General features: G+C 50.1%; 24 protein-coding genes. 10 read left to right on the forward strand and 14 right to left on the reverse strand.

The window, feature by feature from the left end; translation table 11 throughout:
- Window positions 1-3: 3 nt before the first annotated feature.
- A complete protein-coding gene (locus H6G45_RS03955; protein ID WP_190596829.1) occupies window positions 4-1332 on the forward strand; it encodes a recombinase family protein in 1329 nt (442 codons plus the stop codon).
- On the opposite strand, the gene H6G45_RS03960 is transcribed toward H6G45_RS03955, so the two are convergent.
- Genes H6G45_RS03960 through H6G45_RS03975 form a run of 4 tightly spaced genes read right to left on the reverse strand, consistent with a single transcriptional unit; the run spans window position 1329 to window position 3252 of the window.
- On the reverse strand, window positions 1329-1796 hold the full coding sequence (locus H6G45_RS03960; protein WP_190596831.1) for a CBS domain-containing protein: 468 nt from the start codon (window positions 1794-1796) through the stop codon (window positions 1329-1331). The two genes, H6G45_RS03955 and H6G45_RS03960, sit on opposite strands and share 4 nt — an antisense overlap.
- 58 nt (window positions 1797-1854) lie before the next feature.
- Window positions 1855-2382, reverse strand: coding sequence for a tetratricopeptide repeat protein (locus tag H6G45_RS03965; RefSeq protein ID WP_190596833.1), 528 nt, complete (start codon window positions 2380-2382; stop codon window positions 1855-1857).
- Window positions 2379-2570, reverse strand: a complete 192-nt coding sequence (locus H6G45_RS03970) for a hypothetical protein (RefSeq protein ID WP_190596835.1) — start codon at window positions 2568-2570, stop codon at window positions 2379-2381. Before H6G45_RS03970 ends, H6G45_RS03965 begins: the two co-directional genes overlap by 4 nt.
- A gap of 40 nt (window positions 2571-2610) precedes the next feature.
- Window positions 2611-3252 (reverse strand): hypothetical protein, encoded by a 642-nt coding sequence (locus tag H6G45_RS03975; protein ID WP_190596837.1) that lies wholly within the window; start codon window positions 3250-3252, stop codon window positions 2611-2613.
- On the opposite strand from H6G45_RS03975, the gene H6G45_RS19780 reads away from it, so the two are divergent.
- Together H6G45_RS19780 and H6G45_RS03980 are read left to right on the forward strand one after the other, a co-directional pair.
- Window positions 3251-3379 (forward strand): hypothetical protein, encoded by a 129-nt coding sequence (locus tag H6G45_RS19780; protein ID WP_255512805.1) that lies wholly within the window; start codon window positions 3251-3253, stop codon window positions 3377-3379. The genes H6G45_RS03975 and H6G45_RS19780 overlap by 2 nt on opposite strands.
- A gap of 527 nt (window positions 3380-3906) precedes the next feature.
- Window positions 3907-5004, forward strand: a complete 1098-nt coding sequence (locus H6G45_RS03980) for a serine hydrolase domain-containing protein (protein WP_190596840.1) — start codon at window positions 3907-3909, stop codon at window positions 5002-5004.
- 13 nt (window positions 5005-5017) lie between these two features.
- Here H6G45_RS03980 and H6G45_RS03985 read toward each other — a convergent pair whose 3' ends face one another.
- The gene (locus H6G45_RS03985; RefSeq protein WP_190596841.1) at window positions 5018-5161 is read right to left on the reverse strand and encodes a hypothetical protein; all 144 of its coding nucleotides are present in this window, start codon (window positions 5159-5161) and stop codon (window positions 5018-5020) included.
- 119 nt (window positions 5162-5280) lie between these two features.
- Window positions 5281-6351, reverse strand: a complete 1071-nt coding sequence (locus tag H6G45_RS03990; RefSeq protein WP_190596844.1) for a Gfo/Idh/MocA family oxidoreductase — start codon at window positions 6349-6351, stop codon at window positions 5281-5283.
- A gap of 251 nt (window positions 6352-6602) precedes the next feature.
- Here H6G45_RS03990 and H6G45_RS03995 point away from each other — a divergent pair, with 251 nt between their 5' ends.
- Window positions 6603-7115: a hypothetical protein gene (locus tag H6G45_RS03995; protein ID WP_190596846.1), complete on the forward strand. Its 513-nt coding sequence runs from the start codon at window positions 6603-6605 to the stop codon at window positions 7113-7115.
- 22 nt (window positions 7116-7137) lie between these two features.
- The gene (locus tag H6G45_RS04000) at window positions 7138-8340 is read left to right on the forward strand and encodes a DNA double-strand break repair nuclease NurA (protein ID WP_190596848.1); all 1203 of its coding nucleotides are present in this window, start codon (window positions 7138-7140) and stop codon (window positions 8338-8340) included.
- A gap of 9 nt (window positions 8341-8349) precedes the next feature.
- On the opposite strand, the gene H6G45_RS04005 is transcribed toward H6G45_RS04000, so the two are convergent.
- Together H6G45_RS04005 and H6G45_RS04010 are read right to left on the reverse strand one after the other, a co-directional pair.
- Window positions 8350-10539, reverse strand: a complete 2190-nt coding sequence (locus H6G45_RS04005; protein ID WP_190596850.1) for a hypothetical protein — start codon at window positions 10537-10539, stop codon at window positions 8350-8352.
- A gap of 265 nt (window positions 10540-10804) precedes the next feature.
- Window positions 10805-13495, reverse strand: a complete 2691-nt coding sequence (locus H6G45_RS04010) for a phycobilisome rod-core linker polypeptide (RefSeq protein WP_190596852.1) — start codon at window positions 13493-13495, stop codon at window positions 10805-10807.
- Window positions 13496-13822: 327 nt separating this feature from the next.
- Here H6G45_RS04010 and H6G45_RS04015 point away from each other — a divergent pair, with 327 nt between their 5' ends.
- Entirely contained in the window at window positions 13823-14608 is a 786-nt protein-coding gene (locus H6G45_RS04015; RefSeq protein WP_190596855.1) for an HAD family hydrolase, read from the forward strand.
- A 27-nt stretch (window positions 14609-14635) separates the two neighbouring features.
- Here H6G45_RS04015 and H6G45_RS04020 read toward each other — a convergent pair whose 3' ends face one another.
- Window positions 14636-14890: a hypothetical protein gene (locus H6G45_RS04020; RefSeq protein ID WP_190596857.1), complete on the reverse strand. Its 255-nt coding sequence runs from the start codon at window positions 14888-14890 to the stop codon at window positions 14636-14638.
- A 301-nt stretch (window positions 14891-15191) separates the two neighbouring features.
- Window positions 15192-16769, reverse strand: a complete 1578-nt coding sequence (locus H6G45_RS04025) for an NAD(P)H-quinone oxidoreductase subunit 4 (RefSeq protein ID WP_190596859.1) — start codon at window positions 16767-16769, stop codon at window positions 15192-15194.
- Between the two features lie 368 nt (window positions 16770-17137).
- Between H6G45_RS04025 and psaC the strand changes: the two genes are divergently transcribed.
- From psaC to H6G45_RS04045, 4 genes are all read left to right on the forward strand, one after another.
- Window positions 17138-17383 carry a photosystem I iron-sulfur center protein PsaC gene (gene psaC, locus H6G45_RS04030; protein ID WP_002764973.1) on the forward strand — a complete coding sequence of 82 codons (246 nt, stop codon included), beginning with the start codon at window positions 17138-17140 and terminating at the stop codon, window positions 17381-17383.
- 181 nt (window positions 17384-17564) lie between these two features.
- Window positions 17565-17834 (forward strand): helix-turn-helix transcriptional regulator, encoded by a 270-nt coding sequence (locus H6G45_RS04035; RefSeq protein ID WP_190596861.1) that lies wholly within the window; start codon window positions 17565-17567, stop codon window positions 17832-17834.
- A 188-nt stretch (window positions 17835-18022) separates the two neighbouring features.
- Entirely contained in the window at window positions 18023-18610 is a 588-nt protein-coding gene (locus H6G45_RS04040) for an NYN domain-containing protein (protein WP_190596863.1), read from the forward strand.
- A 117-nt stretch (window positions 18611-18727) separates the two neighbouring features.
- Window positions 18728-19231 carry a DUF2062 domain-containing protein gene (locus tag H6G45_RS04045; RefSeq protein ID WP_242018037.1) on the forward strand — a complete coding sequence of 168 codons (504 nt, stop codon included), beginning with the start codon at window positions 18728-18730 and terminating at the stop codon, window positions 19229-19231.
- A gap of 13 nt (window positions 19232-19244) precedes the next feature.
- Here the strand turns inward: H6G45_RS04045 and H6G45_RS04050 are convergent, their stop codons facing one another.
- The 4 genes from H6G45_RS04050 to H6G45_RS04065 all read right to left on the reverse strand — a co-directional run bounded on the left by H6G45_RS04050 (window position 19245) and on the right by H6G45_RS04065 (window position 22971).
- The gene (locus H6G45_RS04050; RefSeq protein ID WP_242018038.1) at window positions 19245-20165 is read right to left on the reverse strand and encodes an ROK family protein; all 921 of its coding nucleotides are present in this window, start codon (window positions 20163-20165) and stop codon (window positions 19245-19247) included.
- A 160-nt stretch (window positions 20166-20325) separates the two neighbouring features.
- Window positions 20326-20799, reverse strand: coding sequence for a low molecular weight protein-tyrosine-phosphatase (locus H6G45_RS04055; protein ID WP_190596865.1), 474 nt, complete (start codon window positions 20797-20799; stop codon window positions 20326-20328).
- A 43-nt stretch (window positions 20800-20842) separates the two neighbouring features.
- A complete protein-coding gene (locus H6G45_RS04060) occupies window positions 20843-22522 on the reverse strand; it encodes an ABC transporter permease subunit (RefSeq protein ID WP_190596867.1) in 1680 nt (559 codons plus the stop codon).
- 179 nt (window positions 22523-22701) lie between these two features.
- The gene (locus H6G45_RS04065; protein ID WP_190596869.1) at window positions 22702-22971 is read right to left on the reverse strand and encodes a hypothetical protein; all 270 of its coding nucleotides are present in this window, start codon (window positions 22969-22971) and stop codon (window positions 22702-22704) included.
- Window positions 22972-22991: the final 20 nt, after the last annotated feature.

Genomic DNA, 22991 nt, shown 5'->3' on the forward strand with positions numbered 1-22991 from the left:
GCCATGCGTATTGTTGCCTACGTTTACTCCGATCGCCTGTTGGATGCCCCTATAGATCCTCAGATTTGGGGAGTGGAGGTGGACCGGGTTTATGTGGATCTGGGGGAACGGCGGGCCCTGGGTGAATTGATGGAGGATTGCCAAAGTCAGAGCACCGATTATTGTCTGGTCAAAAATCTCAAGGAATTGGGCCAGTCCGCCCTTGGGGTCAGCCAAACTTTGGCAAAATTGGAAAGTTTCGGTATCACTGTCATTGCCCTGGAGCAGGATTACCAAAACAATGGCAAGGCCGACATGGCGATCGCCAGACAACAATGGTCGGAACTGTGGGCCACTCTGGACAAGGAACAACGTAGGGATCATCTCCGGCGGGGCCACGCCCGTAATCGTCTAGCCCTGGCTCCTCCTCCCGGTAAAGCCCCCTATGGTTATCGCCGTAGTGCTGGCCACTATGTGGTGGATCGAGCCACCGCCCCAGTGGTGAAGGCATTTTTTGAAAAATTTCTCCTCTCCGGTTGCCTACGGAGTTCTGTCCGCTATTTGGAACAGACCTATGGCAAAAAAATTGCGGTGGCCACTGGACGACGTTGGTTAACCCATCCCGTGTACCGAGGCGATCTGCTCTACCAAAATCAGACTGTCATTGCCGACACCCACGCTCCTTTGTTAAGCCGCACCGAAGCGGCCCAGATTGACCGTCTCTTGCGCCGTAATGCCCCTTTACCCCGCCGCACCGCTAGTGCCCCCCGTTCCCTGGCCGGCTTAGTTAATTGTGACCGTTGCCAGACTCCCTGGGTGGTAGCCCATGTGACTTCCCGCCACCAAAGCAAAGCCTATCTCTATCTCCGACCCCGCCATTGTCCTGAAAAACCTAAATGCCAGGCGATCGCCTATGGGCAATTTTTAGAGCAAGTTATTGAGCAAATTTGTCGGGAACTGCCCTTAGCCGTGGGTAAACTATCCCCCTCTTCCCTTGGAGCACATTACCAAAATTTACAAGAGGCGATCGTGGAAAAGCAAAGTTTGCTGGAGCAACTACCCACCTGGGAAGAGCAGGGCATACTAGACAGTCACACCCATCAACTGCGTCGGTACCAACTGAAACAAGACCTGGCCCAATTACAACAACAGTTGGCCCAATTGCCCCCGGACGAATTGCAACGGATTATCCCCGCCGTTTCCCTGCCTCAATTTTGGCGAGACCTGTCGGAAACGGAGCGCCGCTTCTACTTCCGGGAGTTTATCCGTAGCATCCAATTAGACCGCCAACCCCAGGGGTGGAATTTTTGCCTTACTTTCGTCTTTGGGGAAAAGGAAAACCCAGCGACCTAGGCTTCTCCCCTGGCCATGGCGCGGATAATGTCCCCTTGGGTCAAAATACCAATCAGTTGCCGACTCTCCACATTCAACACCGGCAGACGGCGAATTTTTTTCTCATTCATTAAATGGGCCGCTTCCCGCAGAGTTTGGGTGGGTAAAATGCTAATGGGGACATCGTTCATCACTTCCCCCACCGTTTGTCCCAGGGCCTTGTGCAATTCCCGTTCGTGGCGGGCGGGATTTTGCAGGTAAATAATACTGTCTAGCAACATCACATAGGGAGGTGTATCCACCCCAGACTCCTGCCACATCAAATCGGTGTCGGAAATGACCCCCACCAATTTCTCTTGGTCGTCCAGCACCGGCATGCCGCTGATGCGGTTCTCCGCCAACAGACGAATGGCATCCTGTAGGGGGGTATCGGGTCTGACTGTGATGGGATTCGGGGTCATCACTTCCCCAACCGTTCTGCTCATAAAACTATGTTAAATGTGGGACTTTGACCTAACTTTTCTTGCTTGCATCCAATCTATTTTAAGTCTCGACAAGGCGTTTTTTCAAGGAATTGGCCCGCCGTTGAGCTACTTTATTATTGGGTTCTATTGCCAAGGTTTGTTCGTAGGTTTCTAGGGCTTTGTTAACCATTTGTTTTTTTTCATAAACATTGGCTAAATTATTCAAAGCAATGACGTAATCTGGGAATAGTTTCAAAGCATCTTTGTAATGACGAATGGCCAGATCAAATTGCTCCTGGGCAAAACAGGCGTAGCCCATGGCATTGTAAATCAGTGCTTGGTTTTCTGGCTCCACTTCCTCCCCCATTTTGAGGGCTTTTTGAAATAAGTTTATGGATTGGGAATATAATTTTTTATCTAAATAAATGCTGCCCAATTGATAATATTCCTGGGCACTGCCTTTACTGTTTTGTAGTTTTTTTTGCAGTTTACCAAAGGTGTTTTCTAGGCGGCGGGCTTTTAACACCTGACTGAAGACAAATACGCCCAATCCCCCCAAAATAATCAACAAAACGGAAAGATAAACAATGGGTAGAGACTCAGTCATGGGAACAATAAACTTAATGCTTCGGTAAAAGAATTAACGGGCGATAAAATAGGCAACGGCACCGACGGCCAATATCTTTGGCGATCGCCAACCCCAGAAGCCCATTGTACGTGGTTACGCTTCCATCTCACTAGGAAAATGCTCCAGGCTCCCATCGGCACCTTTCCCTGGCGATCGGGGAGGGACATGAAATCAACATATCAGGAAATATATTTTGCCCTAGCCCTATTATTCATTTTTACCTTCTAAGGTGGGTACTTTGCCGGGGGCATTCTCGATCGCCCCAATGGCTGCCCGGGCCCCCGCTTTAATATCCCTTTCTTCCCCTCCTAGGTAAAGCCGACCAAAACTGCCAATGGAGCTAACCTGCAAAATGTTGATGGAAGCATACTTTTCCGCTTCGTTGGCCGCCAGGGAAGCATAGGCCGCCGGTTGCACTTCCAACACAAAGAGGGTTTGCCCAGCCAATAACATATGGCCCCGCCGATTACGGTTAATTAACTGGGTTTGGTAGGCATCAATGTTACGAATAATTTGACTAGACACTACCTTGGGCTTGATGCAGTCACTGGCTTTGGCGCCAATATATTGCAAAATCGCCTGCCCTGCCGCCCGCACTTCCCCTTGATTACTGGCATGGATTTCCAGCAAACCGTAGAGCCGTTCCACAAATAACACCCCTGGCCGCACCACCGCCGCCTTGAGGGCAATATCGGTAATGCGGTTAATTTCAATGCCTGGGGAAACTTCCACCCAGAGGGAGCAATCCCCCGGTAGGGGCAAAAAGCCGGAGGCCACCGTCCCAATGTAGGCGGCATGTTGAGACTGGAGACTATCCAGGTAAACGTAACTACGGAGTTCGATGCCCATGGCAATTGGAGTGCAAAACAATGGCGGTGGGCTGACGTTGCGGGCCGTCCCTCCTCCAAACAAAGTGATTCACAGCAGTAGGGAAAACTATGGGCGTCAGCCAGTGGAACAGGGTCAAACCCTGTAGGTCAACCGCAGAAAACACCGACCTATCTTACCTGAATACTGGCTTGCCTCGATAATGTCCCTGGATTAGGTCCAATCGCAACGGAGGTGAATCTCCGAAAAATTGCTCCTTCATCAATCCAGACTAATATCTCCCCCCTGCTGACGTTCAAATTGGAGAAGCAGAGTGGAATCAAATTGTCCACTTTTCCCCATTAGGGTCACACTGTTTGATGCTTATGCCTAATCTACAAAATGTCCTCGCCAAATATGAGAATGCAAATTTAACCAATTGCATGGGTGTCAATTATCGCTTAAATTCCGAATTCAGCCTCAGCACAATATCAAAAACTGAAACCCATTGCCATCAATTTCCCAGTCACAGATTTCTCCATTCCGTTGTGAGGGCCCGAAACCAATGCTACTGCAATCAATTGTTTAGGTATTGCGATCTAAATGCATAATAATTCTATCGTCCAATTACTTTCCCTTATGGGCACAATCAATTCTCATTGCGTCTGGCTTGCTCTACTATTTTCGCCCTTGCTAATGACTGGCAACGGCGTGGCCGAACGCTTCCCCTATGCCGAAGAAACTACGACCGTCACTGAAACGGTATTCAAATTCTCCGACAACGCCCAAATCGCCACCGAAATTAAGGATTTGATCGAACCAACCCTGATCGAAAATGGGCCAGGAGTCGCCATCTTAGTACTATCCGAAGGGGAAATAATCCATGCTCAGGGCTATGGTCTTAGTGACATCGCCAGCCAAACTCCCATCACCCCAAATACCGTATTTGACCTGGCCTCCGTATCCAAACAAATGACTGCGATCGCCGTCCTCAAACTCATGGAGCAAGGGGCATTGGAGCTAGACGACCCCGTTTCTCAGTACCTCCCCGATTTTCAAGATGCCAATCGTAACAACCCCATTACCTTAAGCCATCTGCTATATCACACCTCAGGCTTAGCCGACTACACCGGTGACGCCTGGGACGGCAGTGATCGTGAATTTGCCAACCTGGACTTAGAAGCCCATCTCGTTTGGCTGAATGATCAAGCTACGATTGCTGACCCCGGCACCAGATTTGAATACAACAACAGTGGCTATACCCTACTAGCTCTCGTCGTTGAGCGGGTTTCAGGGCAACCGTTTGCGGACTTTATGGCTACGGAAATTTTTGGACCAATAGGCATGGACGACACGCTGGTGTACCGAAAATTGGGCCAGTTTATCCCCAATCAAGCCACCGGATACGCAGTGACAGAGGACGGCCAGATTGAATCTTCCTCATTTCCCTCAGTCATTGCAGGCGATGGTAACGTGTTCAGCACCCTCAACGACCTGGCCCACTACGATAACGCACTACGTCAGGGTACCCTCGTTTCAACCGCAACTCTTGACATTGCCTTTAGCTCCGGAAACTATGACGACGGCGGGCTGATCGACGATGACGGAGAAGGCTATGGTATGGGCTGGCAAGTTGCCTCATCCTACGTTCATCACAGTGGCAGTTGGCTGGGTACCAGTACCTACTACCGTCACTACAAAACGCCTAGCCTCTCGATTGTGGTGCTTTCCAACGATGAGGCTTACGATGGGGAGGCGATCGCCGATGAGATTGCTGCAAAACTACTGCGATAGCCGTTGCCATAGGTCAGAGTAGGGTACAAAAGCCAACACCCACAGGTTCGACCCTGGCTGATCCAATATCGCCGTTCAGAAAAATACTAGTGCTAAGGGAGACATTCTGGACATTGGGATCAAGGCGATCGGCCAGGGGGATGTATTGGATGGTCATGGATCAGGGCGTCGTGAATAGTTTCGCAAAAATTCTAGTTTTGACTGGAATCACTGTTGCTATCAAATTAGCCCCAACTTCCTAGAGGGATCTAATTTAAGTACTCATTAAAATACTTATTAAATGCTAGCCCCCAGGGCCAAAGTCACGTTTTGATACTCTGAAGCCGCTTCCAAAGCATTCCAGCCGGTGCTGTCCAAGGCCATTTCTTCGATTAAACTGGCGAGCTTTAACGCTTTGAGGGCCTGTTCTCCCCCCACGGAAGGCTGATCTCCTCCCCGCACACAATGGATAAAATGCTCCAATTCGGCGTGGAGGGGTTCGATGTTGCTGGTGTAAACCTTTTCGATTAATCCATCCTGGCGGTACAACACCTGACCATAGTCTGCACTCCAATCGGCGGTGGTTTGGCGATGGATAAGAATTTCGTTATTGAGGAAATCCGCTTCGGTAAGGGAATTTTTGCAATGGGCGGCGATCGAACGAATTTTGCGGTGGGTAACCTTGCTGGCGGTGAGGGTGGCCACAATGCCCGAAGAAAAACCTAGGGTTGCGGTGACATAATCCAAATAGCCCGATCCGGAAGCCCGACTGCCACTAGCGGATAGTTTGACCACTTCAGAACCCACCAGTTCCAGCAATAGGTCAATGTCGTGGATCATCAAATCCAACACCACAGACACATCATTGGCCCGCTGGGAATAGGGACTCATGCGATGGGCTTCGATCGCCAATAGCTCCTCTGTTTTAAGAATTTTGGTTAGTTCCAAAAATGCTGGATTGAAGCGTTCGATGTGCCCCACCTGGAGAATGCAATTGGCATCGGCGGCGGCATTGACCAAGGACTCTGCTTCGGCAATGCTAGCAGCAATGGGCTTTTCGATCAGAGTATGAACATTATTCTGTAAACAATTCATGCCCACATCGTGATGGAGCCTGGTGGGAACCGCTACACAAACCGCATCCACATGGGGCAACATCTCCTGATAATCTTCAAAAAAATGCACCCGATACTTACTGGCGGTGTCCAGACCTCGCTCCACATTGACATCGGCAATGCCCACAAACTCCACATCCTTCATCAGACTAAGGACTCTGGTATGGTGCTGTCCCATATTGCCCACCCCAATCACCCCGATGCGGATCGGCTGAAGGTAACTCCGTTGCCCGTTGAGCTGATGGCTCGTCATGATGCTGTTGCCACTCCTAAACACCTAGCCAGCCGCAAAATACTGACTGTTATAATTAACTTCACGAAAATTCATGCCTTAGATACTAGCACAGGCCGTGTTTGTCTTCTTTCCCTAGGCAAAAACCGGCCCAGTGAAGATTGTTGCCAGTTTTCTAGACCGGGGCTAAAAGTGACCCCAATGGTTGTGCTTGCAATGATTTTGGTGATTTGATCAAAAAACTTCACCAAACTTGCTCGAGGAATTGCCCTATGTTTAACAGTCGTCCCCTAACCACCTCTCTGACTTTACTGGCAATGGCTTTTGTTGGTTTGACTTCAATTGCTTACACTGCCAGAGTTGAAGCGCAGGATCCCCCTGCCACCACCTATCAGCCAGGATTTTGGCAACCCATTGGCAGATTCGATCCCAAAAGGCCAGTTAAGGTCAAGCTCGTGAACGAAACGGATTTAGCCCTGGACTACGACATCACTAACCTGGAATCGTTTCCCCCCACGGTGGTCGCCCCTGGAGAATCGGCCATGCTAGAAAATTTTGGCAATAATGCCTACATCATGGTCTATCCAGACAATGCCACCCCCAGCACTCCGGAGCAATCCTTTGTGCTTAAGTTTACTGTGCCGGTGGATGCCCGCACCCAAATGGTAGGGGACGATAATGTGGCGGTGATTACGGTGACGAAGGGAGATGTCAATATAGAAAACCGGTTTTATGGCCATCGTTCCATCAATCTGCAACCCACCGGGGCGATTTTCTTCTACTAGCCCTTAATTTTGCCTCTCCTTCATGCTTGACCTCACCAAGTTAGCTGGTCAAATGCCGGCCCTAGGGCAACATTTTCGCCAAGAAGCCACCGCCGGCCATCAACGTCTGGAAAGGGCTCAGGAGTTATTTTTCCAAGCCCAACAGCACCAGACCCATTTACTCAACACATTAACGGAATGGGGCGATCGCCTCTTTTTTGCGGTGGCCAGGCCGTTGGAGCCGTTGGATACGAGGGTAGTGATTGGGGAGGCACCGGTAAACCACAGTGTTTTTGCCACGGATGGCTCCCAAATTGCCCCTTCCCACCATGAAATTGCCTACTGTTATCTACTCAATATTGGCCGGGTAATGCTCCACTACGGGCAAAATTTGCATCCCCTACTGGACAGTGTGCCGGAAGTGTATTTTCGCCCTGAGGATTTATATGCCTCCCGTCGTTGGGGCATTCGCACCGAGGAATGGTTGGGGCACCGCCGCACAGTGTTGGAAGCAGAACGGTTAGCGGCCCTAGCTTGTCGTTGGGTCAGTCCCCCAGGGCCCCACAGCGATCCCAACCTGGCCATGGTGGACGGCTCCCTAATTTACTGGTTTTTGGAAAGTTTACCCCAGGAAGCCAGAAATCAAATCCTTGACCCCATTTTGGCCGCCTGGGAAACGTTGCGCCAAGCTCGCATTCCCCTAGTGAGTTACATTAGTGCCCCCAGAAGTGTGGAGTCGATTAACCTTTTACGGCTCCAGGCTTGCCCCCACGAAAGCCCCAATTGTGTCAGCCATTGTGAAGGATGTCAGGCGGAGGAACGGAAAACCCCCTGTCAGATTTTTGATCCCCTGAGGGATAGCAGTTTGTGGCAAGGGATTCTCTCCCCAGGGCAACGGGGCCCCATTTGGAGCAGTAATGCCCGCATTTTGGAAGCCTATGCTCCGGCACAGCGGGTTTGTTTTTGTTACGTCCATGGGGGATCGGAGGTGGCCCGGGTGGAATTTCCCGCCTGGCTAGTGGAAGATTCAGAGTTGCTCCATCAATCTCTGGCCATTGTGCTCAGTCAGATAGAAAAGGGTTTTGGCTATCCCGTGGCCCTAGCGGAAGCCCACAATCAGGCGGTGGTGCGGGGCGGCGATCGCCGTAGATTTTTTGCCTTGTTAGAACAACAACTGGTCAAGACTGGACTGCGCAGGGTGGGCCCTTCCTACAAAGAAGCACGGAAAAGAAACACAGTGGTTTAGGTAAAGGGCCTAGGATAGGGTCCATTCCAACAGATTTTCCCCCGACAAATTAGCCATAAATTCCCCTTGTTCAGCTAGTAAAAGCAACAAATGGAGGCGATCGGGCCTAGTTTCGGGTAAGGCTGTCATGGGAATCACCACCACCAAAATTTCGTCTTGATGTACTAGCTGGGGCCGTTGGGGGTTGAGGTGCCAGCGATTGGGACCCACCGCAATTTCATGGTGACATTGGAGATGGTGGAGATTAATGCGGCAATGGTGGTGGAAATAGTAATTTAACGGTGCTTGATCCGGCAGGGAGGCGATCGCCAGGGGAGCATGGCCATGGGGCACATAGGGATAATACCAGGCCAGATGGAGCTCATCGGGATCTAACTCCGGCAACAGTCGCTGGAAGTCTAACCGGAGGATCAACCGTTGGCGATCGTGGCCATAGTAGATTTGTTGCACGAACTCCGTTCCCCCTTGCACCGGCAAGCTATTAGCCACCTGCCAAGGAATTAAATTGGTTAAATTATCCCAGTGGGGATAGAGATGGCCTCCCAACGGGCGATCGCCATTTTGATCAATTAAGGGATGCTGTAGATAACCAGGCAAAGTTTCATTGAGGGCATGGTAAAGCCGGATCAGATGTTGGCGAAATAGGGCTTCAGAATTGAGGATTTTTGGGGAATAACCTTGGCCAAAAGCCTCAAACCAATCGGAACTTTCGGCCCCATAGAGGGCTTGCCAAGCTTCGGGATTATTTTCCTCTGTGGCTTCAGGATGACTTGCTAGGGTTTGCCTCGCATCAATTAAGTAATCCCAGGCTTGGTTCTGGCTAGGTTGACCGATCCATTTACTGAAATCGCCCCCATTCCAGGAACCTACCAACGGACTAGGAATGCCATTGTGTCCGGCCAATACTCTGGTGGGAGGAAACCGATCAATAAATTCAGACACAGTTACCAACTGCAGTAGCCCTTGGCGGCTCAAATGTTCACACTGCTGATAGAACTGATGCAAGAAGGTAAAGCCATTCTGGTCATAGCTATTCCAGGTAACATCCCCCTCTAGAGCAATGGTCACCAGTCTGGGTTGGGAAGTTTCCTGGGGTTGTCTGCGGGCCAAAAGTCGCTCAATTAAATCCTGGGCCGCTTGGGAAGGAGAGTAACGGCCATAGTGGAAACTAATCAGGTCTGATAATTGTTGATCCCGAAATACCATGGCCAACTTTCCGTCCTCCGTGGGCACTCGATAGACGGAATTTAGCCAACCTGCCCGTTCCGCACTGGTGCTCAAACTTTGGGCCAGGGCAGACTCATCAGCACATAACCACTCAAAACGCAGTTGGGCCACCGTTTGCACCATGGCAGGGCTAACCGCTAACCCCGGTGGCCATAAACCCCGGGATTCCCGCCCAAAGATGCGCCGATAGTATTGCTTACCCCGTTGTAATTGTTTGACCCCATCCTCCGACCAACAAAAGCGGGGATCCGGCAGGGCCAAAGCAGCCTGGACAGTGCGGGCAATATTGGTATCCGCCAACAGGGGCAAAATCGGGTGACCGTAGGGACTAGTGATAATTTCTAGTTGCCCAGAATTCTGTAATTGGCGGTGGAGGGGAATAATACCCTGAATAATTTGCCGTTGTTTACTAACAATTCTTTGGCGATCGCCTAGGGTGAAGGATTTTTGGCGAAAATACCAATCCCGTACTTCCCGATCCTCAGCAATGGTCAGAGCATCAAACCAAATTAAGTTATGCCAGGCCAACAGGTCACTAAAATCCTGGGGTTGCCAATGGGATATGCACCAATTCAGCCCTTGCCTCTGGCGTTGTTCATATAACTGCTGATACCGATCCTGGGGAAAAATTTGTGTGCGGGGATCAGCCTCAAAAAAAGTGGTCAGAATTTCCACCTTTTGCTCTGGGCTTAACTTTTCCACCGGGCTTAGGGTGAGGGCTAAATGGCGATCAATCGCCCTACCCTGGGCATAGTCCTCCAATTGAGCTAGTAAACAGGGCGTTAAACTCACTGTTTGGTGTAGGGTTGGATATCTTCCCCAGAGTTTGATTAACCCGCCGTAGTCCCTCGTACCATACAATCGCGCCCAGGGCCACTGATAACGGCCATGACCCGCACCCACCATGCCGTAGGACTGGGAAGAAGGCTGGTGTTGATGCCAAATAAATGCGACATACAACGGATAGGCCATAGCAAGGGGAGGGTCAAAAGCGACCAATAATCATTACCATCCCTCACAGCATAACTAATAGAACTGTCCATAAAATTCACTTTTGGTAAGTCTTTGTCAGCCTTTGGCTATTTTGTCCCCTTGGTCAATTCAGTGCCTTTTGCTCCATGGTGAAAACTGGGCCGCCCAATCCTCCTCAACAAAAAACCTAGCCAGTGCAGAGTACCAGCTAGGTTAGAACAATCAATCAACTAATCAGAGATGGCTAAGGTGAAGCAATCTGTCCTTAACCTCCCACCTTAACCACTGGGGTAAAGCTCGGGACCACCAATTCCTTATCCTGCTTGGTGAGCTTGTTATACAGCCGTTCCGTGTTGGGGAAGTTGGCCGCGGGCAGGGTGGGGAAACGGCGATAGGGCACCGTATCTTCACCAAAAGTTTGTAGATATTCCATGCTATTCACCATGGCACCAATGAAGGCCCGTAGACCCTGGTTGGCCAAAATTTGGTTATACTGCTGGATTTCCTTTTGATTGAGGGGAGCCCGGCCCAGGAAGTGCTTGGTGCCCATTTCAATCACTTTGGTGTTGGGGTAAGGTGCATAGAACTCCTTCATATAGAGCTCCGAAGTACCCAAACCTTCGATGAATTCCTTAACGTTAATTTCATTGTTGCTGAGCTTACTTTCCAGGGCAGTGAACTCAGAATTGATAATGTAGGGTTCCAGATCCCGCTCAAACACCTGGCGGTAGGCGGCCCGGACGGCATTTTTAACCGCAACCTTATCGTAGGTGGACACCAACTTAAAGATTTTGGTTTGTTGCCGTTGTCGGGTAACCCCTTGGTTGCTGCGGTAGGCGATTTCCGGCTCGGTACGCACAGTGGAAACTTGGCCCAATTCCACAAAACGGGGGGTCACTTCCTTGTCTACCCGTTGACCGATGTCTTCCCGAATGGAACCAACCCGGGCAGAACGCATTTGTAAACCAGCGGGGGTGAGGTAACGCTCATAGGGAACGGTGTCTTCCCCAAAGGCATCACTATATTCTTTACTGTCGATCATGGCCTCCACCACAGCGTAGAAGCCCTGTTTGGAAGCAATGTCGAAGTATTGATTCATTTCCTGGCGGCCATAGGTGGGACGGCCCAGGAGACGGCGGTGCATGTATTCGATCGCCTTACAGACGTAGTGGGGAGCCCAATAAAGCTTGAGGAACAATTCCGATTTAGCCAGGCGTTTAATAAATTCCCGCACGCTAATGTCGCCATTTTCCAGTTGGATTTCCGCCACGGAGAGCCGTTGCCCTTCATAGAGGTCCCGACCGAACACTTGACGATAGGCCGCCCGAATCAAAGCTTGGGTAGAGCTTTCCCCAAATTTGACGCTGGTGCCGGTATTTTTGCCCACTTTGGCGCCGGGTAAGCCGCCGTTGAGACGGAATACTTTCGCACCGAGACTGCCGGGAAATTCCCCTACTGCACTGGGGTTGCCCACTTGGTTATTGACCGCCGGACCCCGGTGAATCAGAATCCGCTTGGTGTCCTTATTGAAGGGCGCAGGACGCTTGCTGGGATTGCGGGTTTCTTTCGGGAAGATGGCCCCAAATTGAATTTCCAGGGGATCATTGCCGGAACCATACACGTGTTGATCCGGTAACGGGCGATCGTACTGGGCAAAGGTGGTAATGAATTGGGGAACTTTGCGGAAGGGAGCACTGTAACTAAACAGATCCTGTTGCATTCCCCAGTTACGGCATTCCTGGGCCTCAACCCCCAAGCCCCGCAGGTAGGGCACCGTTTCCTCGCCAAAGTAATCAGCGTATTCCTGGGAATCCACTAGGGCATCCACCAGCGCCGCTAAACCACCACTGGAAACAACGGCAAAATATTTTTGCACCTCTTCCCTAGAACTGGGACCACGGCCAAGGATGTGACGGAAAGCCAATTCTAAAGCCCGGCTATTGATGAAGGGTTCAAAGAATTGCTTGCGATAGAGAGGAGATTTGGCCAGACGACGGACAAATTCCTTCATGGAAATGTCGCCATTGCGTACCTGGGACTCCAGATAGGAAATAGATTGGCTGTAGGCTTTGGTAATATCCCGCTCGAAAATTTGGCGGTAGGCGGCTTTGATGACCGCGTTTTTTTCCAACGCGGACAAACCAGGCTTCATGGCGTATTTTTGCCGCTTAGCCGAGGCGTTGAAATAGCTCTGGGGCAGTTCCAGACCCTGGATGTCATTGGAGGGCCCTTGGCGTACTTTGTTGGCCGGGGTGGGGGCTTTAAACTCACTCAGGAGAATGTCAAAGTATTGCAGGACAATCTCTTTTGCTTGGGCATTGGCTCGGAAATAGTCGGCGGAAGCAGCCCGCATTTCCTGGATAGCCACAATGGTGGCATCAATGGAACAGGCATTCTCAATAACTTCCTTCAATCCCCGGGTATTGACCACAATAATGTTGGGGTCCCCGGCAACAATGGCATAGGTTGTGTAGCGCAAAAACCAGGACATATCCCGGAGGGATTTTTGCATATTGCTGGGACCGTACCGGGCGATGTTAATGGGACGGAAACCAGGGGGAATGGGGCCAGTACTGCTAAAAACGGAACGGAGTCCCCCAAAGAGACCTCCGCCGCCGTTGCTTTCGGCGTAGGTAACACTGCCGTTGCGACTGTCACTGGAAGCACCCACCAATGCAGGCTGCCGCTCAACGGGCTTTTCCAGGTAGGAGAGGGGGGAACCGCCGGTGAAAATTCGATTGGCGGCCCTAGAGACGATCAAGTCGGCATTTTGGGTTAGGGTCTCTGCAATCTCTAGGCGCAGGGAACCGGATTGAAAATACGCTGTTAACTCGTTTAGTTCTGACCCTTCTAGGAAGCGATCCTGTTGCTCTGCTTGACTGATAGCGGAGACGGGAACGGTTTGGTAGAGTTGGGGTCGCGCTAGTGAGCTGCCACCACTTGCCTTAACACTCATTGGATTTCATTATCTCCCATTAACAAAATTGCGATCGCCTTAAAACGAGGGAAAAAGCCGCCCGGCCAAGGCTTATTTAAAGGTTCATCATAAAAAAGTGAATCAGCATCTAGGGTAGAACGTTTCGGAACGCTACAGGGGCTTTGTTAACTTTTGTGTAGGAGAACTTGATTGAATGGCCCTATTTAGCAATTCCGTAGGCATTCCTGAGGCTAGGCTAGGAGGGCTGAGGAGAGCACCGAGAAAATGTTGGCATTAATCCTAAGACTGGCAAAACATCGTCAATAATGCAGTAGTGAATCCGTTAGATACTCCCCCTATAAATCTATGGAAAAATTTCCCCATTTGCTAGTCCTAGATTTTGACGGTGTCATCTGTGACGGTTTGCAGGAATATTTTCAAACTAGTCGTCAGGTTTGTCGACAAATCTGGCCAAATCTACCGCCAGAAAAGCTCGATCGCCAAAGAGATAACTTTTATCGTCTCAGACCGGTGATCGAAACAGGGTGGGAAATGCCCCTATTACTGCAAGCTTTGGCTACGGGCGTAGACCCCGGAACTATTGAGAAAGCATGGCCCACCGTTGCCCAGACATTACAAAACCAAGAACAAATTGGCAAATCCCAACTAGCTCCAGCCCTAGACCAGGTGCGGGACAATTACATTAACCACGATTTGACCTACTGGTTGGAACTGCATCGTTTTTATCCGGGGGTAATTGAGCAATTAAACCATTGGCTTCAATCCCCCTACCCCCGATGGCTTTATATCGTCACCACCAAGGAAGGCCGCTTTGTGCAACAGTTACTCCAAAACCAAAAGGTGAATTTTCCCCTTGGTCAAATTATCGGCAAGGAAATTAAACAGCCCAAATATATGACTCTGCAACAACTACTGATCAAACACAATTATGCCAGCGACCAACTCTGGTTTGTGGAGGATATGTTAACCACCCTACAAACCGTTGCTGACCAACCTGCCTTAGAACAAAGCAGTTTATTCCTGGCGGATTGGGGTTATAACACCGGCACCACCAGGGAATCCGCTAAAAATAACTGCCGTTTTCATTTAATATCCCTACAGCAATTTTCCCGCCCCTTTGGCCAATGGTGAGCTAAAAAAAAGAGGCGGAGGCTAATTCTACTGTTCAACCTCAATAATTTCCGTATATTCGTTGCCTTCCTCATCTTCCACAATGGTGACTTGATTGCCTTCTTCATCCGTAACACTGACAGCGGTATTACCTTCGTCATCGACGCAAACCGCAACCCCCATACCATCTTCTTCATAGGCTTCACATTCGACTTCTTGGGCCATAGTGGGCATAGCCCCACCGAACAGCGCAAAGGAGCCAACAATTAAGCTGCCACCAATCATTGCAGGGATATTTTTCATGGATTTATGTTTGTCCTGGGGGGTATTAGAAGTACTAGAAAAGGTCTTGAAACGTTAACCGATTATTCTAGCCAAGCGTAACACAAACTTGCTAAAAAAAGTGGCGGAGCATTAGGAACAATGGCGATTTTCCACATGGACCCTGGAAACGTATTTGAAAACAACAAAAAATTCCCCATAGCTACCAGGGGAAAAAGTCCAACAGCCTAATTTTTTGAGCAGGGAGTGAGAAAAACTTGGGGGAGAATTAAGGACATCTCCCCGAGATTATGATTTAAATGTTTGCCTTCTGCAATATGATTTAAAAACCGATGGTGGGGGCCCGTAAAGCGGTGACTTCCAAGGGGGAAATACTGGCCTCCTGCACCAAGCTCGGCACCGATCGCCGGGCCGTCTGCACCAGTTGATTAATGGTGGGGTCGTAAATTTGGGTAATTAGTTTGGGGTAAAAGCCAATGCCAATGATGGGCACCAGCAGACAACCAATAATAAACACTTCCCTCGGTTCCACATCCACCAGATTGGTATGGTTGACCAACTCCTCGTTCTCGGGGCCGTAAAGCATTTCCCGGAGCATGGAGAGGAGATAAATGGGAGTCAAAATTACCCCGACTCCCATGAGAACCACCACAATGGTGCGAAAAACTAAGTTATAGGCATCGCTGGTGGCAAAACCCACAAACACCATCAATTCCGCCACAAAACCACTCATGCCGGGCAGGGCCAGGGAAGCAAGGGAACAGGCTGTCCACATGGCAAAACCCTTTTTCATTTTTTGCCCAATGCCCCCCATCTCATCCAACATCAGGGTATGGGTCCGGTCATAGGTGGCCCCCACCATGAAGAATAAACTGGCCCCAATCAAACCATGGGAAATCATCTGCAACATGGCCCCACTCATGCCCAGGTCTGTAAAGGACGCTAAGCCAATCAGGACAAAGCCCATGTGGGAAATGGAGGAGTAGGCAATTTTTCGTTTTAGGTTCCGTTGGGCAAAGGAAGTGAAAGCGGCATAAATAATGTTCACCACCCCCAGAATCACCAACACCGGCGCGAATACGGCATGGGCATCGGGTAACATCCCCACATTCATCCGCAGGAGGGCATAACCCCCCATCTTCAGCAGAATTCCCGCCAGCAACATGTGGGCCGGAGCGGTGGCCTCCCCATGGGCATCGGGCAACCAGGTATGGAGGGGAAAAATAGGTAACTTAACGCCGTAGGCAATCAAAAAGCCAGCGTATAACAATAACTGCAGGTTAACGGGAATGTCCTTAGCGGCGATCGCCGACATATCAAAGGTATTGACATCGCCGTAAAAAGCCAGGGTCAGTCCTGCCAACAGGATGAATAAAGACCCCCCCGCCGTGTAGAGAATAAACTTGGTGGCTGCGTAGAGACGTTTTTTGCCCCCCCAAATGGAGAGAATTAGATACACCGGCACCAACTCCAATTCCCACACCAGGAAAAAGAGCAAAATATCCTGCACTGCAAACACCGCAATTTGTCCCCCATACATCAACAGCATGAGGAAATAAAAGAGTTTGGGCTTCAGGGTGACGGGCCAAGCGGCCATGGTGGCCAAGGTGGTAATAAAACCGGTGAGAATAATCAAGGGCATGGACAGGCCATCGGCCCCCACCGACCATTTGAGATCAATCTGGGGTAGCCAGGTGTAGCTTTCCACCAATTGCAATCCCGGCTGGCTCAGGTCAAAACCACTGTAGAAGGCATAAACGATGAGGGCAAAGTCTACCAGCCCCACCGTCAGGGAATACCATCTAACGGTTTTACCGTCCTTGTCGGGGATAATGGGAATGAATAAAGCCGCCACAATCGGCAAAAGGATGATCGTGGTCAGCCAGGGAAAAGTGCTCATACTACCCAGATAGTCTTTACAGACAATAATCTAGCAGGGATTTTTCCGGCCGGGCCCGCAGAAAAGATTAATTTTTTCTAACTTTTTGTAAGCAACTTGCCCACCCCTGGCGATCGCCGCCCTGCAAATTTTTGTTTGTACCCAGGGTTTTTTCTATGGTTAAGATTTGCTTTGCCTAAGGTTTGACCCCCACTGGAGAGCTTTTGCTTGGTTATTTGGTCCGATTTGCGGCAGAGATGTAACAGAATTTAAAGTTATGGCGTTTTTTCCGGAAGGAAATTCAGGTCTGGGGTAAACTAGCCCATAATCCTGACAATATTATTTTTTTCGACTTTACGGAGAACCCTCGGTTAAGGAGCCGATAGTCAATGTCCCATAGTGTAAAAATTTACGATACCTGTATTGGTTGTACCCAATGCGTCCGGGCTTGCCCCCTCGATGTTCTAGAAATGGTGCCCTGGGATGGTTGTAAAGCCGCTCAGATCGCCTCTTCCCCTAGAACCGAGGATTGTGTTGGTTGCAAACGTTGTGAGACCGCCTGTCCCACAGACTTTTTAAGTATCCGAGTTTATTTGGGTGCCGAAACCACCCGCAGTATGGGCTTAGCTTACTAGGTCGTTTAGATCCGGTAACTAGCCCCGCCATTATTCCAACTTTTGATCGAACTTTGACAGCTTCTGAGCTGGGAAGGCCCCTGGGGTCTTCTTTTTTATTTGCCTAAAGCTAGGCTTGACGGGGGGATTACCATAGAATATAGTCTACCGACTGAGTAAATATACCTGAGGATAATCACCCATGCTGGCCGGGAACTATCAACCCCCTGCGTCCCTATCGGATCGTGAATTGGAAATTTTAGACCTGGTGGCGATCGGCCTGACCAACCAGGAGGTGTCAGAGCGTTTGGAGATTAGCAAAAGAACAGTGGATAACCATGTCAGTAATATTCTGACGAAGACCAACACGGAAAATCGGGTGGAGTTGGTGCGCTGGGCCCTGCAATGGGGCAAGGTTTGTCTGAATGATGTCAACTGCTGTGTACTGCCGGGTCAAGTAACTGAATCCTAAATAGAGAGTTGTTGATACGGGGAGTGGAGCATGGGACAAAGTTTAAATTTTTGTTAAAATCTAGATTCTTCAAGCTTTTCTAACCACGGTGCCACGGCGATCGCCAGGGGATTCTCTGCGGGGCTAGTCTGGTGCTGATGTTTTGATTACTTTGTTTTTCTTTTAATATATGACCTTCTCCTTGCACCATGAAGCCCCTCAATTACAACGCACTCCTACTGGTAGATGGCTACAACATCATCGGCCAGTGGAATCATCTCAAACAAACCCGTGAAAGCTTTGGGCTGGAAATGGCCCGGCAAACCCTGATTGATGAACTGATCAGCTACAGCAGTCATCAGGGATATCAAACCCAAGTGGTGTTTGACGCTCAGTACCAACAAAGCCCCGCGAGCCAAGAGCATCCCAGCCCCCACCTTTCCATCCACTACACCGCCTGGCTCCAAACCGCCGACACGTTCATTGAAAAGCGTTGTGCCCATTATTGTCGTCACACCTATGAGTATCCCGGTCGGGTGATTGTTGCTACTTCTGACCGGGCCCAGCAATTAACGGTGGTGGGTTACGGTGCAGAATGGATGTCGGCCCATCTTTTGGCCCAGGAAGTGGATCAAAGTCGGGCCCAAATTCGCCAACAGGCCAAGCATTACGGCAAAAAGAGTCAACGGCGATCGCCAAAGGGCAAACCGTTAGGGGAAAAGCAACGGGGTTGGGTGCATAAATTAGACCCATCGGTGCGGGAAAAGCTTAGTCAATGGCGTTACGGCGTCGATTAGCCGGAAAATTTAAGATTGAATCTCTGCCCCGCCCCTGTGGGAGGATGGGGAATTTCGCAACATCTTGGTTAAAATAACTGATAATCTTCCCCACTCCTTATCCCCCCCTCAAGCATCTTGGTTAACTTGACTCCCCCCCGCAAAGCCGGCCACTGGCGCCTGTGGCAACGACAAATCCGCTATTTATACGTCAAGTTATTACGATTACAGAGTACGCCCCATGCCTTGGCCCGGGGTTTGGCCGTCGGTTCCTTTGCCGGCATGTTTCCGTTTTTTGGTTTGCAAACGGCGATCGCCTTGGTGTTGGCCATTCCTCTGCGGGGCAACAAAATCGTGGCAGCGGGGGCCACTTGGATCAGTAATCCTTTTACCTATGTGCCTATCTACTGGTTTAACTACCGTCTAGGGCTTTTGTTGTTGCAACAGGAAGGTATTCCCTTTAACGAATTGGACTGGCAGTCAACGGAATTGCTCAAGTATGGTGGCGATGCGGCGATCGCCCTATTTGTAGGATCTTTAGTAGCAGGCATTGGGGTGGGCTTAACAGCCTATGTCTTTGGCTTGAGGAGCTTCACTTGGCTAGCGATCCGTAAGCAGAAAGGGAAAAGTCGTGGTCGTTAATTCCCTGTAAGGTTCAAGGGCCGTCAGTCCGGTAAACCAACTTTTGCCAAGCTAGGCGGGCCGCACCAATCATGCCCGCTCGGTTCCCCAGTTGGGCCACTAGAATTTTTAAGCCCCGTCGGGAAGGCAGCAACACCCTTTCCTCGATTTCCGATGTCATGGAAGGAAAAAAGTAACTGGAACTGGCGCTTAGACCGCCGCCAATAATTACCGCCTCTGGGGTCAACACATAGACCAGGTTAGCAAGTCCCATGCCCAACCGCTGGCCAAACTTTTCCCAATAGGCGATCGCCTCCGCATCCCCCTGGGCGGCCAATTGGGCCAATTCTAGGCCTGTTAGATTCATCTCCCGCCGTAGGGTTTGGGCCGAAGCATGTTGTTCCAAAGAGCCCCGATTACCACTGTTGCAAGGATAGCCCTCCGTTTCGATGGAAATTAGTCCTAATTCTCCCCCGGCTCCTTGAGGTCCCGTAAACAATTTGCCATTTAAAAACACCGCTCCCCCCACCCCCGTACCCAGGGTAAGCAAAATAAAATTACGGTAATCCCTACCCGCTCCCAGCCAAGCTTCCCCCAAACCAGCACAATTGGCATCATTCTCCAACACAGTCGGCAACTGCCCATGGTCTTCCAACCAATCCGCCAAGGGAATGTCGTGCCACTGGGGCAAATTAATTGCTAACTGGGCCACCCGCCCCGCCGCATCCGCTGGCCCCGGCATACCGACGCCGATCGCCACACAAGCTGAATTTTTCAACAGGTCAATGCCATGGGCTAATTGGGCATAAACCGCCTTGGGCAAAGCCGGTTGGGGCGTGGGTAAAACCAAGGACTCGGTGCAATCTCCATTGCCCAGGAAACGGCCAAACTTAATGGAGGAACCACCAATGTCAATGCCAATGACCTCACGGTGTATGGGAGAGGGAGAACTCATGCCATTAAGGAAAAATTCGGAAAAGCTTGCTAATTTTACCCCCCAGGGGAGCAATACCAGAACGAGTTCGCCATACCCCCACGGACATTGTTAATGGGACTCCAATTTCTACAGACCAGCCAAGGGAAACCCTGTACTTGAATGATCCATGGGATGGGGGCTAATTGACCAGTTCTTTACCCAGGCTAGTGAGCAAATGGCCACAGGCATCTTCCAGTAAGTCAATCACATGCTCAAAACCGGCTTGTCCGCCATAATAGGGGTCGGGAACTTCCCGGTCAGCAAAGTTTTCTGCATAATCACAGATCATTTTTACCTTATCTTTATATTTGCCCTGGCGATCTTGGGCGAGAATATTGCGATAATTATCCCGATCCATGGCTAAGATCCGGTCGAATTTCTCGAAATCTTCGGGAAAAAACTGCCTTGCCCTTCCCTGTACTCGATAACCCCGTTTTTTCAAACTTTCTGTCATACGGCGATCGGGAGAGTCCCCCACATGGTAGCTGGAAGTACCCGCAGAGTCACAGATAATTTGTCTTCCTAAGCCCGCTTGGTCAATCTGGGCGTTCATAATATTTTCCGCCGCTGGCGATCGGCAAATATTTCCCAAGCAAACAAATAACAATTTCATGGTTAAAAAGTTGGAATCAAACGGAATTTGAACAAATTATCCGTCAACTTTGTCCCTCACTGGGGCGGGAACGGGCAATTTGTACACTGAGGAAAATTACTGGCAACATCCCCGCCAGAATAATGGTTAGGGCAGGAGCGGCGGCTTCAATCAGCCTTTCATCGGAAGCATATTGGTAAACTCGGATGGCAAGGGTGTCAAAGTTAAAGGGACGAATTACCAACGTAGCGGGCAATTCCTTCATGACATCCACGAACACTAACATCACAGCGGTGAGCAGACCGCCAGTCATGAGGGGGGTGTGCACTTGCCAGAGAATTTGAGTGGGGGTTTTACCCAAGCTGCGGGCCGCATCATCCAAAGTTGGTTTGATTTTGCCCAAACTACCTTCCAGGGAACCTATGGCCACCGCCAGAAAGCGCACAAGGTAGGCATAGACTAAAACCGCAATGGTGCCACTCAAGAGGAGACCAATGTTGACGCCCCAAATCCTTTCCCACCAGCCCGCTAGCCAATTGTCAAAGTTGCCCGCCGGAATCAGCACCCCCACCGCAATGACGGAACCAGGGATGGCGTAGCCCATGGAGGTAACTTTAACGGCAAAGGAGGTCAGGGGTTGACGGCTCAACCGTTGGCCATAGACGAGAATCAAACCAATTACTAAGGCGATCGCCGCGGTGAGAAAGGAGAGAATTAAGCTGTGGGAAGCTAACTGGAAAAAGTTATTGTTCTTGACTTCCTGGGCATAGGAAACGGTGAGGTAGAGGAGATAACTGGCGGGCACCAAAAAACCGAGGAGGAAGGGAAAAAGACAGAAAGCTAAGGCTCCGATCGCCCTTAGGCCCCGGAGTTGGTAACGGGGTAAATTTTGTTGGGGACTGCTGGATTGATAAAACTTAGCCTGGCGGCGGGACCAACGCTCCAAAACCACCAACAGGAAGACAAAAATCATTAAAAAGGCAGCCAGTTGGGTGGCCCCTTGCCTTTCCCCAAAGCCAAACCAAGTGGAATAAATGCCCGTGGTAAAGGTATTAACGCCAAAATATTGCACTGTGCCAAAATCATTCAAAGTTTCCATCATCACCAAAGCTAAACCAGCGGCGATCGCCGGCCGAGCTAGGGGTAAGGCAACCCGACTAAAACTTTGCCAGGGATTACAGCCTAAGGAACGGCTGGCTTCTAGGGTACAAATTCCCTGCTCCAAAAAGGCGAGGCGGGCCAAAAGATAAACATAGGGATAGGACACCAAGGCCAAAATGGCGATCGCCCCCCAGAGGGAACGGATATTGGGGAACCAATAATCAAGGGCCGACTCCCAACCGAAAATGGCCCGCAGTAGGGTCTGTACAGGGCCGTAATAATCCAAGAGATTGCTATACCCGTAGGCCAACAGATAGGCGGGGGCAGACAATGGTAATAGCAAAGCCCATTCCAACCAGCGGCCACCGGGAAAACGACACATGGTCACTAACCAGGCCGTGCCCACCCCTAAAACAAAAACCCCGGCCCCTACCCCCACCATCAGAGCCAGGGAATTGCGGATATATTCAGCCAAAACGGTTTCCCAAAGATGGCTAAAAATTTCTCCCTGCCAGGAAAAAATTCCCAGAAAAACAAAAAGTACGGGCACCGCAATCCAAGCGGCGATCAGCAAACTGACCAAAACCCAAATATTGAGGGAAATCTTAGGCGAGGCAGGGGAAGTGGTCAAAAAATTAAACACGGTAAATCAAACACAGAGATGAAGCTGGGTTATCAAAGATCGATCTAAGAGCCTGTTTGGAAAGTTTTATTCCGCCCCCTAAATCCCCCAATACTGGGGGACTTTCGCTCAGTTTCCCCCCAAATTTGGGGGGCCAGGGGGGGCTTTTCAAACATGTTCTAAAAGATTTAAGGTAAAGCTTAACTGTTGGGCGGCTCGTCAGGCTTGAAAGGATTTTCCCCAATACCCAACTCTTTCTTGCTTTCCTTTAGACTTTTCCAAAGTCGTTTGATTCTTTCATAGGCTTCCATGGTTTCAATTTTACCTGCGGTCTCCAGATTGCAGATAACGCTGACTTTTTGGGCGAATTCCTGCAAATTTGCATTAAAAACCAACTTTTCCGGCTTGAAATCCCCATAATATTTACTCTTGGGATAGAGGAATGCGTCTTTTTCCGGATTATCAGCCATATTATCTCTTCAACGGGCAA

This window comes from Synechocystis sp. FACHB-383 (genome assembly GCF_014698605.1).
GTDB lineage: Bacteria > Cyanobacteriota > Cyanobacteriia > Cyanobacteriales > Microcystaceae > Synechocystis > Synechocystis salina.